Source organism: Alteromonas sp. PRIM-21, assembly GCF_027563165.1.
In the GTDB taxonomy this organism is placed as follows: domain Bacteria; phylum Pseudomonadota; class Gammaproteobacteria; order Enterobacterales; family Alteromonadaceae; genus Alteromonas; species Alteromonas macleodii_A.
On record NZ_JADOEK010000015.1, the window covers coordinates 52,973 to 67,760 of the forward strand.

Here is a 14,788-nt window from a genome sequence, read left to right on the forward strand (position 1 = left end):
ACTTTAGTAGCGAAAACGGTTTCGGTAATACCGAGTAGCTGGAGCGCCTGTTTAATCAAGTTGCTACTCAGTACTTTTAAGTGCGGCTATATCGTTAGGTGAGTTTGCAGCATCTATATTTATAACGTTATTAACATGCAATAAGGTGCTAATTACCTACATTATTAGGGCTACTCTGTGGTCCTTAATTATTAATCACTAGCTACAAATGGCGGAAAATAGCGTATATCAGAGGGTCAAAATGGATCTAACCTTGTTGTGGGTTAACACCGAGGGATTTCTTAATTAACTGAATTACATACTCATATCTGAAGCATTACGCTTCTTGCCGTCACCGGACAGAGCCGCACCAATGGTTCCAATTTGTGCTGATATCGTTTCGCCCACGTACGGCCAGAATTCTTTGCGGTCTAGAGTACGCTCTCGTATATCTTTAGGGACAAATCTGGACATTTCTCTTTTAAAGTCTGACTTTGTTTCATCCGAAGCTAAAACCAAGCCACGTTGCTTCTCTAAACTATCGAGAAATTCATCTTGAGTTTTACCTCGCATCTCAAGTTTCTTTTCCACCAGCAAAGCTTCAATTGGCACATTCTGTTGGTTTAGCCATGCTAGGTCCCACACGTCGCGTGGTTTAATCCGGCGCTCTCGAAACGCCAACGCAATGAGCTTGTCTGCAAGTATTTCTTTAGCGCTTTGCACAGGAATTGGCAAACCCTCAATAGGTGAATCTAATTCGTAGAAATTTTTAGCTGGGCGTCGCACCTTATCAAACGAATCATAGCGACATATATCGATGTGCATTTTCTGAGAAGGTAAATCCGGCCGCTTTGGATTTTTGATGATAGTCACTTTCCAAGTCGATGTGTCACCGCGGTCTATGGCAGGTTCGCGCACATTGACGTCCAACATGAATTTATTTTGCAAATTTGACTCTATATCAGCCGATAGTGACGAGAAGTCCTTTAATGAAAAATGCTTTCCTCCAGTGAAATCTAAATCTTCTGACAGGCGGTTAGAGCCATAGCAAAGACGCAGGGCTGTTCCACCGATAAACGTGAGATGTTCTAAAAACCCTTCTTTATGCAGAATATTAAGCAATTCATGATGCACTATCTCCTTTTCTACAACATCTTCTAACCCTATCAATTGCGAATTGTTTTCAATTGCTCGGGTGACTAAAACACTAATCATTTACGACCTCTTCATTAATCATATCTACATTTCGTCCGACCCGCTTTAAATCAGCAATCGCCCGCTTTGCTCTGGCCCGAAAAATTCGTGCATCAGGGTCATAATATACATCTTCTTCGGTCAGTTTTTTACGGCTAGTGTGCGTGAACTCAATAGTTCCATATCGCGTCTCTATTTTACCACTTCGCCCTTGCGTCATAACGGTAAGGTAGCCAAAAAGAACTTGCGATATTATCCCTTGTCTTGAAAGCTCGCTTTCTAAGCTGACATATATGAATTTATCCCAGTGCAGACGAGATGCAATGTATTCAAGCACGCCTCGCTTTGTTGGCTCATTGTTAGGCAAGGCATACATGTCTCGACAAACTTTCAATAGCCACTCACTTGAAACGCCCTTAGACAGCTTCTTTCGAAAATTATCATTTACGCTTTCTTCTGTTGCCAATGCGATATCGTGAGTTGTAAATATCCCAAAATGTCCGTCTTTAATGGCTTTATGTAGTCTAGTAGTGACCTTCAACGCGAAGCTCATATACACTTTTTCTCCATATTGACGAAGTTATGTGTAGATAATAGCACAACCTTTTTAAATATACACATTTTCACCATTATAGCGAAATTGTGTACACTTAACGTATTAGACTCTCCACAACCCTTTAATGAAATGGATATTTGGGCATAGGGATGAGAAAACAGTTGGAAATAATGGGTTTTAACGAGTTGCAAATCGAACAGTACTTCGCAAGTGGTACGTTTCTCCACAATTGCGCGTTATTTTAAAGCTGGTTGTGTGGTTGTGGAGAATTTATATGCAAGTAAATAGCGCTAGCTACTACTTCTTATGAAATCGCTCCCATCGATGTAACATCATCGACAGACTCATATTTCAGATTCGGGGCTCTGCCCCGGTTTCATTACCATTCGAGAATCACCGAAAACCAAAAACTCCACCTCTAGATAAGCTAGAGGCGGATTTTGTAGAATTACTTAATTATTGAAAAGTTAATTAAAGGTTTGCTGTAACCCCTAACACTATGCGTCTGTCAGTTAACCCTTGTGCACAAAGCAACGCACCTTCATTTACGCACCACTCAGTACGATCTTCGCGAAGTAGGTTTATGCCGTCTAGCCCAACGGTAAAGGTGTCGTTTATATCGTAACTCACACTCATGTTAAGCTGTGCTCTATCATCAACTATTCGCGGCATATCAAAGCTTATCAAGTCCCCAGTTTTGAACGCTGAACGCCACGTGTATCGTGCTCGCACACTGAGGTCATACTTATCGTAAAACAACGTAATGTTGTATGCGTTTTGAGATAAGTCTTCCAACTCAATCCGTTCCTCTACAATATCGTCGGCAAGTGTAGGTGTAGATTGATCAGCATCTGTACGCCCCAATAGTTTATTCAGCGCGTTTCCATCTCCTGTTGCTGGACGGAACGTTTCAATACCTGCACCTGCTTCCTGATATGTATAGTTTGCGATTACCCCAAAACCAGAAGCCCATCCAAGCTCCTCCTCATATTCAGAAAGGTCATGTTGAAACGCGACCTCAATACCAGTTTGTGTCTCCTCATTCGGCAAGTTAATTGTTGTTTGGAGTGGAACACAAATTCCCGTACCAGGAACCGACGACCAAACATTTCGGTCAGTAACAGTGGGGTTAAATATACCGCCACCTTCACATGGGGCTGTAATATCACGCTCAATTTGACCATTTTCCCCGATAGGTTCCTCTGGATTATCACGGACTTCGGCAAAGATATCCGTTCTTTCTTTATGGAAGACACCTACACTGACAAAGCTTGAGTCAGAAAAGTAGTATTCGGCAGATAGATCGTAAGAAATAACCTCCTCAGGAGTCAAAGCGGGATTTCCAACTGTTACTGCGGCACCAGCGCCTCCTGGAAAATTTATGGACGTGGAAAGGTTATCAAAGTTGGGTCTTCGAATATCTTTAGCAACACCAGCTCGAATTACTAAATCATCGATAACTTCAGACGCAATATTGAATCTTGGCAGATAATAGTCATAAGACGCACTTTCCTCGCGCAGGCCTGTTACTACACCGTTCTCTATGTTGTTACCTACCGAAGTAATATCTGTACTAACGTAACGAACCCCAACATTTCCGCGAAATGTCATATCATTGATATAAAAGAAGTAGTCTCCTTGCAAATATAACGCTGTTGTCTCTTCTTCAATGTCAAAAAATGAATCTAGCTGAAGCTCAGGTTGTGCCAATGACGGATATGGCTCTGATATATTTCCATTTGCAATTTGAGCAGCATTATTCTCAGCGATAGCGTTATTAATCGCAGTCAAAACTTGGTCTGGGTTGTTAAACGATAAGTCACCGTCTACGGTAAGGTAGTCAGCAATGTACAAGCGTCTTCCATCAGCATCGTTAAAGTTTGAAGGGCCAGCAGAAACAATATTTGAAAACAGATCAGCCCTAGGTCTATAGAATGCTGAGTTAGGGTTAGAAAAGTTTGACGTGGTGTTTATATCGTTACTTTCTGCCTTATTCTTATTCCATCTCAAACCTGCTTTAATGCCCGAAAAATACGGATTTAAATCGGAGATGTCGTAGTCCCCATCTAGTCTAAATGCGGTTTCGGAGTTTTCTTGAGTACTTCTACCCACACCGACACCACGAAGTGCATAGTTAGCTGGATTCAACAAGTCTTGGCTAGAAGGTCCAAATTCAGCATTTTGAGCTATCCCGAATTGAAGTGTGCCGCCCGAAGCATCAAATTCAACAGGCACACCGTTATCAATACTTAACCCTTCACTTGGTTGCGGGCCATTCGGATTGATAAAATCGAGTGTCGTATTTAAACGAGGAAACACTGAATCTGAACTTGAATAAGATACTTCACCTTTAAGAGCAAGGCGATCTAACAAAAGATCGAAACCGGTAGCGAATACATCACTGTCGGTAATACGTGAGCCTGTATTGACGCTTGTTCTTAAATTTGGGTCGATATTATTGTTATTTGCATCAACACCTACTCCTAATGTTCCCGTAAGGACTGCTTGAACCTCACCTAATTCTAACGGCCCATTTGGACCATCAATTGTTCCTAAGTCGACGGTTTCAAACGCTGTGTTATCCGTATTGTCAACAACAGCCGATCCACCGGTTCCTGAAATAAATGCGCGGGAACTTTTCTGTGCTCGTTCTTGGCGATTAACTGTCGCATCAAAATATAACCTCAGGTTATCCATAGGCTCAAACTCAAAGGAGCCTGTGAAATTCTTGGTTTCATATTCATATCGGGAAATGACTTGATCTAAAAACTGCGTTCTCAAAAAAGGGAAAGACTCTGCACTAGCGCTGCCAGAATCAGGGAGTACTTCCCTGTCCCTGTCGAAACGTGGGTCAAACGAAGCAACTTGCTGCTCTGCGTAGCTACCGGTGAGAACCAAACCGACTCGTCCATAATCGGTGTCAAAGCTATCTCCAAAGGTTGCGGAAACTCGCGGCGAAGTAGCATCTGCCAAATCACTGTTCTCCGCTTGTGCACGAATTGAAATCAGCTGCTCTTTTAGACTAAGGCCTCTAAGTGTACGTAGATTTATCGTTCCACCTACAGAGCCCTCAACAGTTTCCGCAGTCGGCACCTTAATGACTTCCAGAGATGAAATCAGCGCTGCTGGTAGGTCGTCAAAACTAATCCCAGAGCGGCCGTTACCACTTCCAACAGTAGATACACCATTTATTTCGACACGGTTTGCGTTCGTACCTCGTATTTGGACCCCAGTTCCTACACCTGCAGTTCGGTCGATTTGAACACCCGTGACATTTTCTAAAACTTCTGCCAAATTCTGGTCAGGTAGCTTACCGATGTCTTCAGCTTGAATAACTTCTTTAATACTGTCGGCAGAGCGCTTTTCAGCCAATGCACTAGCTAGCGCGCTCCTTATTCCTCTAACCTCTATCACTTCGGTTTCTTGGTCAGCACTTGTTGATATATCTGCATCCTGTGCGGCAGCCTCTGCACAATAGCAAGTAATCGCAGATGAAATAGCTACAGCTAGCCGTAATTTCTTCGCACCGATTAACGTCATGTACTCTCTCCCTAAACAATCATTATCAATCACCAAAAATCACGATAGATCACAAGTTAACCAATATCAACATATTTGTTATATTTTCGTTAACATTAGAATTACTTTATAGGAAAGACAGAATTACCCGAAAACAACGCTATTTTAATAACTTAAAATAATATCAGTTAGTTTAATTCTATAAAACGCGTTCTAAATCCATTGCAAACCGTCTCACAATAATGCAATATCGCTCATTAACAATCACTTCATTGATTGAAAAGAATAAATGAGTACGCTTGTAAACAATGTCCAAGCACTTGCTTTGCCATCAAACAGAGGAAAGAGTAGATGTTTAAACATACGCAAATTTGTTTAGCCGCGGCGATCGCTATTGGATTATCAGGCATGTCAGCGTGCTCATCTGAAGTACAAAAAACTGATAAAGACAGCGCGCCGGCAATGGCTAACCAAGTCAAGGCATATGCTAAATTCGTACCTGAGAGACGGGACGATTTTGCATGGGAAAATGATAAGGTAGCGTTTCGGGTTTATGGCCCTGCCGCACCTTTAGCTGGCCACGCCAGCGGCGTCGACGCATGGCTAAAGAAGGTCGATTATTCGATTATCGACAAGTGGTATGACATGCACTTCAGTGGTCAGTCGTATCACGAGGACAGAGGAGAAGGTTACGACCCTTACCATACGGGTATTAGTCGTGGCGTGGGTGGCTCAGCAGTGTGGATAAACGAAACACCGTACTACGCCCACAACTTCACTCGTTATGAAATTCATGAAAACAATGCTGACGAAGTCAAGTTTACCCTTCACTACGAATTTGAAACGCCTATTGGCATGGTAAAAGAAGTTAAAACCGTGTCGCTTGCGCTAGGCTCTCGGATGTACAACGTCGATTCGACTTTCTATCTAAATAATACCCCGGCCTCTCTCCCTATTGCCATAGGTGTAGCTACACACGACGAAAAAGCCGATGTGTATAAAAATCAACAAGAAGGATGGATTGCCGCTTGGGAAGAAATTGACAACCAAGGGTTAGGCACCGCGGCCGTTATCGCGCCGAGTAAAATTAGTAACATCATTCATACACCTTCTGAAAAGAAAGATGAAAGTCATATTTGGCTAATAACTCAAACATCACCAGAAGGTAAGTTGAACTACAAAGCTGGCTTTGCATGGGAAGGTGACAGTGAGATCACCACTGTGGAGCAATGGAAAGAATACTTAAACAGCCTGGAGGACTAATAGATGGAAAAAGTTGCCTTTGTTATGACACTAAAGCCGGGTTATGAGCAAGAGTATAAGAAACGTCATGACGAAATATGGCCCGAGCTGGTAGAAGAGCTTAAAAATGCAGGCGTGTCAGACTACAGTATTTTCTATGAGGAAAGCTCGAATAAGCTCTTTGCTGTGTTAAAGCGTGAGGACGACCACACCATGGATGCGCTGCCAAATAATGCTGTAGTTAAGAAGTGGTGGCAGTATATGGCAGACATAATGGACACTCACGAAGATAACCAACCTGTAGCTACAGACCTAACAAAGGTTTTTCACTTAGAGTAAAACCTTTTATGTCTATCCGAGAGTAGCCGGTGTGATACTAACAACACCAAAGCACCGGTGCCATGCTTAACATAGTTAAGGAACGGGCTTCTTTAAAACATATCAGTTAACGACAGAGAAGTTTACTGAATGAGTTACCTCATTCTCCTACAGTTTTGAAAAGGAGAGTTAATTGAAAATCCTAATTTTAAACGAAGCCCTAGAGCAAAGGCACCACGCTCATGTGGAGCGGCGCTGCGCGGTGTCTTCACAAACTATCGCCAAGCTTGTCAAAAAAGGCATCGAAGTCTATATCGAAAAAGGTGCTGGCCTGCTATCACACTATAAAGATGAAGACTTCGCGAAAGCTGGCGCTAACATTGTTGCTGATATAACAGAAATAGCTAAGCAAGTAGATATACTAGCCTGTGTCAACACACCTAGAGAATCAATTGTTGAAAAGCTGCCTGCTGGCACAGTTGTTATTGGACACTTAGACCCATTTTTTAACGAAGCGTTGGTAACTAAACTAGCAAAGGCCAATTTGACGGCGCTCTCAGTAGAAATGATCCCCAGAACCTCTAGAGCACAAAAAATGGACGCATTGAGCTCTCAAGCGAGTTTGGCGGGATATGCGATGGTGATGAAGGCCGCGGACACACTTCCTTCTATATTACCAATGATGATGACACCTTCCGGTACAATTAAACCTGCCAAAGTATTTATTATTGGAGCAGGCGTTGCGGGTCTGCAGGCTATTGCGACAGCCAAGCGCCTTGGTGCCAATGTGCTGGCGTATGACACGCGCCCAGTTGTAGCTGAACAAGTAGAGTCGTTAGGCGGCAAATTCCTTAACGTTGATATAGGTGAAACTGGCCAAACAAAAGACGGTTACGCTAAAGAACTCTCTGACGAGCAAAAAGCGTTGCTCGCACAGGCACAAAAAGAAGCCATAGCAAGTTCAGACATAGTTATCACTACAGCGCAGCTTTTCGGTCGTAAGCCGCCCGTGTTGATTTCAAAAGAAACACTGGCGTCTATGAAACCAGGTAGCGTTGTTGTGGATATGGCTGCGGTCTCTGGCGGCAACGTAGAAGGCTCTAAGCCAGGTGAAACCGTTGTACTAAATAACGTTACTATTATAGGAGACGGCTTCTGGAGTGAGGGCGTATCTCGGGCTGCGACCGATATGTACGCAAACAACATTTACAACTTGCTGGATGAGTTTGTAAAGAACGAGCCTATTGAATTCGAATTAACCTTTGAAGATGACATTCTTAATGGTGCTGTGATTACTCATGGTGGAAAAATTCGAAATGACATGCTGTTGTCTGCGTACGAAGGAGCTTAATAATGGAAACTATTTACCTACTGTTTATTGTATTACTCGCTGCATTTCTTGGATTTGAACTCATTCGTAAAGTTCCTGCCACGTTACACACCCCATTGATGTCTGGTTCTAATGCTATTTCAGGTATTACCTTAGTCGGTGCTCTAGTCTCATCTGGTTCTGATAACAGTATGTTGACAACAATTCTGGGGACTGCAGCTGTAACGTTAGCAAGTATTAACGTTGTGGGCGGTTATCTTGTCACCGATCGCATGCTTGGCATGTTTAAAAAGAAAGATAATAACTAAGAGAGCGCTGAACATGACAATTGAAACACTTATTAACCTTGCTTATGTGCTAGCAGCAGGGCTTTTTATATTTGGTCTTAAGTTACTTAGTCATCCTTCAACAGCACGCAAAGGCAACTTCGTGTCAGCGGTGGGTATGTTTGTAGCTGTAATGGTTACTCTGCTCGACCAACAAATCATCAGTTACCATTACATTATAGTTGGTGTCCTTATCGGTGGACTGTATGGCGCATGGAAAGCACGTAGTGTGCAGATGACACAAATGCCGGAAATGGTTTCTCTTTTTAACGGCTTTGGTGGCGCTGCTTCATTGCTACTAGGATGGGCAACAGTTAGCAGTATGGACGCCAGTGCATCGGGTTATAACCAGGCTTTTGTTTTCATTACTGTTCTTTTAACGCTGCTCATTGGCGGGATTACGTTTTCAGGATCCGTAGTTGCTTGGGGAAAACTTTCTGGAAAACTGTCTTCAAAGGCGTTCATTTTCACTGGGCTAAGGGAATTAAGTATCCTTCATTTGCTGGCTATGGTAGCCGTGGGGTATCTCTTTGTTACACAACCGTCTAATGAAGTATGGCTGTATTGTATTATTGCATTAGGGCTGAGCTTCGGCCTATGGGCAACGATCTCTATAGGTGGCGCAGATATGCCTGTAGTTATCGCTTTGCTAAACAGCTATTCAGGTATTGCCGCTTCAGCAGCAGGTCTTGCAGTAGGCAATACAATTTTGATTGTAACCGGCCTACTGGTTGGCGCCTCAGGATTGATCCTCACGAATATAATGTGTAAGGCGATGAACAGATCGCTGATGAACGTTTTGTTATCTGGGTTTGCCAAACCTATCGAGCAAGGCGAGGTTATTACTGGCGAAATAAAAGTGCTATCACCTCAAGATGCCTTTTATGTGCTTGAGGCGGCGCAAGCCGTACTCGTTGTGCCCGGCTATGGAATGGCCGTAGCTCAAGCGCAACATGCTGTTAGAGAGCTTCACACCTTACTAGAAGAAAACGGTTGTACAGTGGATTATGCCATTCATGCGGTAGCAGGGCGTATGCCAGGGCACATGAACGTTCTGTTAGCGGAAGCGGATGTTCCTTACGACCAGCTTTACGAAATGGACGACGTTAACCCTCGAATGGAAAATTATGACGTTGTTATTGTAATTGGCGCTAACGATGTTGTTAACCCGGCTGCCAAAGAGATGAAAGGTAGTCCCATTTACGGGATGCCGGTTATTGAAGCTCATCGTGCAAAAACTGTATTTGTGTTGAAGCGCTCAGCTAACGCTGGCTTCGCTGGTGTCGACAATCCTTTGTTCTTTAAGGATAACACGCGAATGATCTTGGGCGATGCTAAAGAAACGATTAACGGCCTAATTCGCGAATTTGGCGACTAATTGAACGAACCTAAGCTCGTATTTGTATGTTTACGAGCCTTTTTCTAACTGTTAAGTGGGTACATCACAAGCATGTCTTTTACTTCCCTTGGTCAGCTTTTTGGTGTGCTCGCTTTTTTAGTTGCGATTTACTCTTTTACACAAAAAAGCGATATAAAACTTAAAATAAGCCTAATTGTTATGTTTTCATTTCAAACGGCTCACTTTTTCTTTTTAGGTTCCGTCACTGGAACTATCGCTAATTTTCTCAACTTTTTTCGCACGATCATATCGGTCAAAACTAACCACAAGTTTATAGGCATTGTATTTATAGCAATAAATATTGTTTGGGGCGCTTTTAACGTTAACCGGCTAATAGACGTTTGCCCCATTTTTGGCGCATGTTTTGGCACTTACGCTATCTTTTACGCTTCTGGCATAAGAATGAGACAACTCTTTATTTGCGGGGCCGTTTTTTGGTTAGCGAACAACATTTATTTAGACTCTGTTGGAGGAATTTTGCTTGAAGTAAGTGTGATAGTGGCAAATACCATCACCATTTATCGATTGCGCAGTGATCATTGAAGGAATGAAAGAAGCTTGCGGCAATTCCCACAAGCCCCATGGGTGTTATTGAAGGTGTTACTGAATTAGCTTACGTTCTACCAATGCATACCACTGTTCGATTTCTTTTTTCAGCTCGCCAACCTTTTCAGGGTATTGTGCAGCCAAGTTTTTCTCTTCGAATTCATCGTTGGCGAGATTATAGAGTCTTGGGCCAACCAAAAATTCATCATGATATTTCTGGTAACTAACATTTTTACCATCATAGCTAACAATTAATTTCCAATCGCCTTTAATGACCCAGCGATAAAGCAGTGTAGACTCAACGTCGTCTAAGTCATCCATATCATGTGCAAAACCTTCACCAAATATTAATTCTCTGTCGATATCTTCACCCGTTACTAAATTATCGTATAAATTAATACCTGGCAGTTCACTTGGAACACTTATACCCGCAGCACCTAAAATAGTAGGGACTATATCAATACTACTTACCCTTTCTTGTCTAAACGAAGACTTAAATTTATTTGGCAATGAGTAAATAATAGGGGTTCGAACACCACTTTCATTCGGGCTCTGCTTAGATTTTGGTAAGAACCTATCAGTTTGCTTTGGGTTAGTAATCCACCCGTTGTCTGAGACATAAACAATCAGCGTGTTATCTTTCAAACCACGTTTTTCGAGATGGCTAAACAATTCTCCATTCGTTTCATCAAACCATTCAATCATCGCGTAGTATTTAGCAATAGACTCTGGTAGGTCATACTTTTCGTACTTAGATAAAATTCGCTTAGGAGGTGTGTGTGGCGAGTGCGGCATAAACGGCGCGTACCAAACAAAAAACGGCTTATTTGCCTCATGAGTCTTGTCTATAAAGCTAGTAATAGTATCCACTCCCTCACGACCAATCTTTAAGCCCTCATCGCCATGTCGACCAACTGGGTTCGGAAATCCCTTTGTCATTCCCTCATCAAAACCGCCTCGTTCGTAACTGCCTTCCCACCACTTGCCGGTTTGCAGAGATGCGTAGCCTTTTTCCCTTAATAGCTCTGGTAAAGTTTTAACTTCGTCAATCTTTGCAATAATCTGCGAACGAAGTTGTTGGTATTCCTTTCCTTTTTTTCCTCCTGGAGTTTCTCTAGAGGGATCGTTTCCAGTAATGCCGTGTTGACTGGCGTAAACGCCTGTTGCAATTGTTGCAAGGGAAGGTCTACAAAGTGAAGTTGGAACATACCCTTTACTGAACGTCACCCCTTCGTTGGCCAAACTATCTAAGCTTGGTGTATTAACAATTTCATGCCCCATGAAACTATAATCATTCCACGCATGATCATCAGATAATATTAACAATATATTCGGTGGCGTTTCCTGCTCTGTAACTTTAGCTGTCACTTCTTCTTTGTTCTGATTAGCACAGCTTGCGATCGAAAATAAAACAATTGCACAGCTTGTCACACCCAACAGTTTTTGTTTTATTTTTCTTTTTGATAAAGGCATTTTAAATTCCTTAATCTTTACATTAATAATCTCAACGCGCTTTTATTTAACCTATAGCAGATACAAAAAAGCCCCTGACCAACGCGCGTAAAGTCAGGGGCTAAAGTAAAAACGTTTCTATTTATTCCATTTAAGCATTTCTGACGCCGCTAGTAGCACAGCACCAGAACCGTATAGCTGTGAGTCAGACTCTTTTACAGGGTCAGGGCTCTTTCCAACATGTTGAACCCAGTGAACACGGCCATCGTCGGTAACAGCTTCAGTGATTGCTTTCCAACCTTTTTCTACGATTTCTTTTGAACGCTGGTCAGTCAAGATGCCGTTATTAACTCCCCAGGCTAGACCGAAAGTTATAAACCCTGTGCCACTCACCTCTGGTGTCTTCACCTTATCAGGATCCATCAAAGAGGCTGGCCAATAACCGTCTTCTTTCTGAAGTGCCATAAGTCCTTCAGCATTCTTCTTATAGAGCTCAATGTATCGCTCTTTAGAGGGATGATCGTCAGGTAATTCTTCAATAATCATCGGAATAGCAGCAAAGACCCACCCATTTCCGCGCCCCCAAAAGACCGGTTTTCCGTTGTCGCTTTTTGCATCAAAATAGCGACTGTCTCGATAAAACAAACCATATTCATCAGAGAATAAATAGTCTGCAGATGCCCAAAACTCTTTGTCTCCGTACTCAAGATATCTGGGGTCACCGGTAACTTTCGTCATTTGTGCCCACGCACGAGGCGCCATGAATAACGCATCGGCCCAACACCATCTTAACTGGCAGTTTCCTTCTAAATGGTATTTGCCAGTGCTTGACTCTGAATTACCCATGTCCAGACCGACCTGTGGGGGGTTAGACAAAATCATATCGAAAACCTGTTTAGTAGGCCCATAAGCTGATTTCATTCCTGTCTTTTCAGCAAGCCATAAATAGGTTTGAGCAATAGCATGATCATCTGCGTGATAAGGACGCTCTAGTATTAATTCGTACTGTTCTCTCTCTGCAACTGTTCTTACAAAGTCCAGCAGACGTTGGTTACCTGTTTCGTCAATCCAACGAGTTAATCCAATGTAGAAAGAGGCTTGAATCCAAAATTTTGCATTTTCAGATTTCGCGCGATGCGACTCAGGGATATAGCTTAGGTTACCGAACTGTGCAATTTGCCAATTTGCGACACTTTTCCCGATACGCTGTGCTGTTTTTTGAATGTCCTGCTCAGTCACATCTTTTGATGTTTTCATTTCTTTTTTAGGCTCGACATCTACGCTTTGTGTCTTCTGTTCAGGTGATTCACCAGAACAAGCACTAATAGCTAATGCTAAACTCATCGCGATGGCAGATAATTTTAGTTTTTTGTGATTCATAGTTATTCCCAACTAATTTGTTGCAGACTACTAGCAAATTTCCTGGTCCAATAATCTGGATACTGACTTACATAGACGCATTATTCGAAGATTTAAAGCTGTTCAGCGGCCTTGGTATCGGACCATCTTCACCGACCAAATAAATTTTAATATTTTCATCACTCTCTTTTTCGGCAACTAGCATCTGTGCCTCAGGGTGAGCGTTCTCAATTAGCGTTGTAATAGCGAAACTCGCATTTTCGCTTTTCAGCACAGTTGACTCTTCGGAAAATGATTTCCCGTCGTTATTGCTTTTCCACCACGACAAAACAGCGTCCCCGTCTTTCTCATAAGCAACGAGGTAGCGAATATCTTCAGGGTCGTTAACATGGAAGTCTCCGCGAGATACACCTTCGTACCCTTCGATAATTTTATTGCCGCCTAACCACTGCTTGCCATCCCACCAAACATGCCTAGTTTGTTTCGGACCGCCGGTTTTAGCGCCTTTATCAATTCCCGCGTTTATTGCGATATGTGGGTAACCTTTGCTGTCTAGATGCGAAGTACCGTTGAAAGTCCAGAGCTCACCGGTTTTCATCGCCAGTGTTTTTTCATCAGCGACTTCTTTCGTAACGGGAAGAGTCAAAGACTCACCTTTTACATTGCTCCATTCATTTGTTTTGGTATTGAAATTCATGAAGTAAACATCGTGACGTTCAGTTGTATGTCCACGACCGTTAACACCTGCGCCGTTATCCCAACAAACATGATAGTCGTAGGAAACAATTAGGTTATCTCCTTCTCCCTTCCCAACCCAGGCATACCAGCTATCCACAGCTTCAATATCCGTACGCCGTTTGTGTTTAAGAAATGACACAGGCGCAGAGAAAGTTCGCCCGTTGTCTACAGACTTTTGATACACCCAATCACTGCGGTGAGCACCGTGACGAAAGAATAGGTAAATATCGCCGTTATCCATTTTGACAACTTGGTTATAAGTACCAAAAGGGGTTATGTTATCTAGATCTTCCCATTCAGTAATGTCGTAAGGACGTTTAGAAACCGCATGCTTGTTTGCACCAAAATGCGTGTTACCTAAAGGATTGTGACCGTTTGATTTATGTCCGCCATGGCCACCATAAAAAATGTGGATATAGCCTTCGTTATCAATAAGCATGGTTGGTTTACCATGGTTATCGAACTTTTTGCCACCATCACGACGGCCCAATTCGCTGGTTCCCGCTTTAAAAGGACCTTTCCACTCTTTGGTTCTGTGGTCATAAGTGGCCACAAACGGATCCTCTTTAGGTCCTTGATAAGAAACATAAGTGATACCGTTTTGGTGTATGGCCGCTGGATGTTGAACAATAGCAAGAGGGTTACCTACTGCGTTATCTGCAAAGTACTCTACAAACTGAGTGTTTTCAGTGGCTGTAGGCCCTACTTTACTCGTTTGCGTAGCACAGCCAGATAGAGTTACTCCGCTTATTAAAGCTACACTAAACGCTATTTGCGCTTTCTTGAGTAAAAATTGACGTTTTCGCATAGTATCTATCACCGTCACCTTC

At 42.7% G+C, this 14,788-nt stretch carries 12 protein-coding genes; 6 read left to right on the forward strand and 6 right to left on the reverse strand.

Features of this window, described 5'->3' with window-relative positions:
* Nucleotides 1–294: 294 nt before the first annotated feature.
* From IW644_RS17500 to IW644_RS17510, 3 genes are all read right to left on the reverse strand, one after another.
* Entirely contained in the window at nucleotides 295–1,194 is a 900-nt protein-coding gene (locus IW644_RS17500; protein ID WP_269918667.1) for a nucleotidyl transferase AbiEii/AbiGii toxin family protein, read from the reverse strand.
* A complete protein-coding gene (gene abiEi, locus IW644_RS17505) occupies nucleotides 1,187–1,726 on the reverse strand; it encodes a type IV toxin-antitoxin system AbiEi family antitoxin (RefSeq protein WP_269918668.1) in 540 nt (179 codons plus the stop codon). Before abiEi ends, IW644_RS17500 begins: the two co-directional genes overlap by 8 nt.
* A 474-nt stretch (nucleotides 1,727–2,200) precedes the next feature.
* Nucleotides 2,201–5,269, reverse strand: coding sequence for a TonB-dependent receptor (locus IW644_RS17510; RefSeq protein WP_269918669.1), 3,069 nt, complete (start codon nucleotides 5,267–5,269; stop codon nucleotides 2,201–2,203).
* Between the two features lie 330 nt (nucleotides 5,270–5,599).
* Between IW644_RS17510 and IW644_RS17515 the strand changes: the two genes are divergently transcribed.
* The 6 genes from IW644_RS17515 to IW644_RS17540 all read left to right on the forward strand — a co-directional run bounded on the left by IW644_RS17515 (nucleotide 5,600) and on the right by IW644_RS17540 (nucleotide 10,406).
* Entirely contained in the window at nucleotides 5,600–6,511 is a 912-nt protein-coding gene (locus IW644_RS17515) for a DUF4861 family protein (RefSeq protein ID WP_131094893.1), read from the forward strand.
* Between the two features lie 3 nt (nucleotides 6,512–6,514).
* Nucleotides 6,515–6,829, forward strand: coding sequence for an L-rhamnose mutarotase (gene rhaM / locus IW644_RS17520; protein WP_131094892.1), 315 nt, complete (start codon nucleotides 6,515–6,517; stop codon nucleotides 6,827–6,829).
* A 172-nt stretch (nucleotides 6,830–7,001) separates the two neighbouring features.
* Nucleotides 7,002–8,159: an NAD(P) transhydrogenase subunit alpha gene (locus IW644_RS17525; RefSeq protein ID WP_131094891.1), complete on the forward strand. Its 1,158-nt coding sequence runs from the start codon at nucleotides 7,002–7,004 to the stop codon at nucleotides 8,157–8,159.
* Nucleotides 8,160–8,161: 2 nt separating this feature from the next.
* Nucleotides 8,162–8,446: an NAD(P) transhydrogenase subunit alpha gene (locus tag IW644_RS17530; protein ID WP_131094890.1), complete on the forward strand. Its 285-nt coding sequence runs from the start codon at nucleotides 8,162–8,164 to the stop codon at nucleotides 8,444–8,446.
* 13 nt (nucleotides 8,447–8,459) lie between these two features.
* A complete protein-coding gene (locus IW644_RS17535; protein ID WP_269918670.1) occupies nucleotides 8,460–9,842 on the forward strand; it encodes an NAD(P)(+) transhydrogenase (Re/Si-specific) subunit beta in 1,383 nt (460 codons plus the stop codon).
* Nucleotides 9,843–9,914: 72 nt separating this feature from the next.
* Nucleotides 9,915–10,406: a YgjV family protein gene (locus tag IW644_RS17540; protein WP_269918671.1), complete on the forward strand. Its 492-nt coding sequence runs from the start codon at nucleotides 9,915–9,917 to the stop codon at nucleotides 10,404–10,406.
* Between the two features lie 57 nt (nucleotides 10,407–10,463).
* Here IW644_RS17540 and IW644_RS17545 read toward each other — a convergent pair whose 3' ends face one another.
* The 3 genes from IW644_RS17545 to IW644_RS17555 form a co-directional block, all read right to left on the reverse strand.
* Nucleotides 10,464–11,882 carry a sulfatase family protein gene (locus IW644_RS17545; protein ID WP_269918672.1) on the reverse strand — a complete coding sequence of 473 codons (1,419 nt, stop codon included), beginning with the start codon at nucleotides 11,880–11,882 and terminating at the stop codon, nucleotides 10,464–10,466.
* Nucleotides 11,883–11,999: 117 nt separating this feature from the next.
* The gene (locus IW644_RS17550) at nucleotides 12,000–13,241 is read right to left on the reverse strand and encodes a glycoside hydrolase family 88/105 protein (RefSeq protein ID WP_269918673.1); all 1,242 of its coding nucleotides are present in this window, start codon (nucleotides 13,239–13,241) and stop codon (nucleotides 12,000–12,002) included.
* 67 nt (nucleotides 13,242–13,308) lie between these two features.
* On the reverse strand, nucleotides 13,309–14,766 hold the full coding sequence (locus tag IW644_RS17555; protein WP_269918674.1) for a BNR-4 repeat-containing protein: 1,458 nt from the start codon (nucleotides 14,764–14,766) through the stop codon (nucleotides 13,309–13,311).
* Nucleotides 14,767–14,788: the final 22 nt, after the last annotated feature.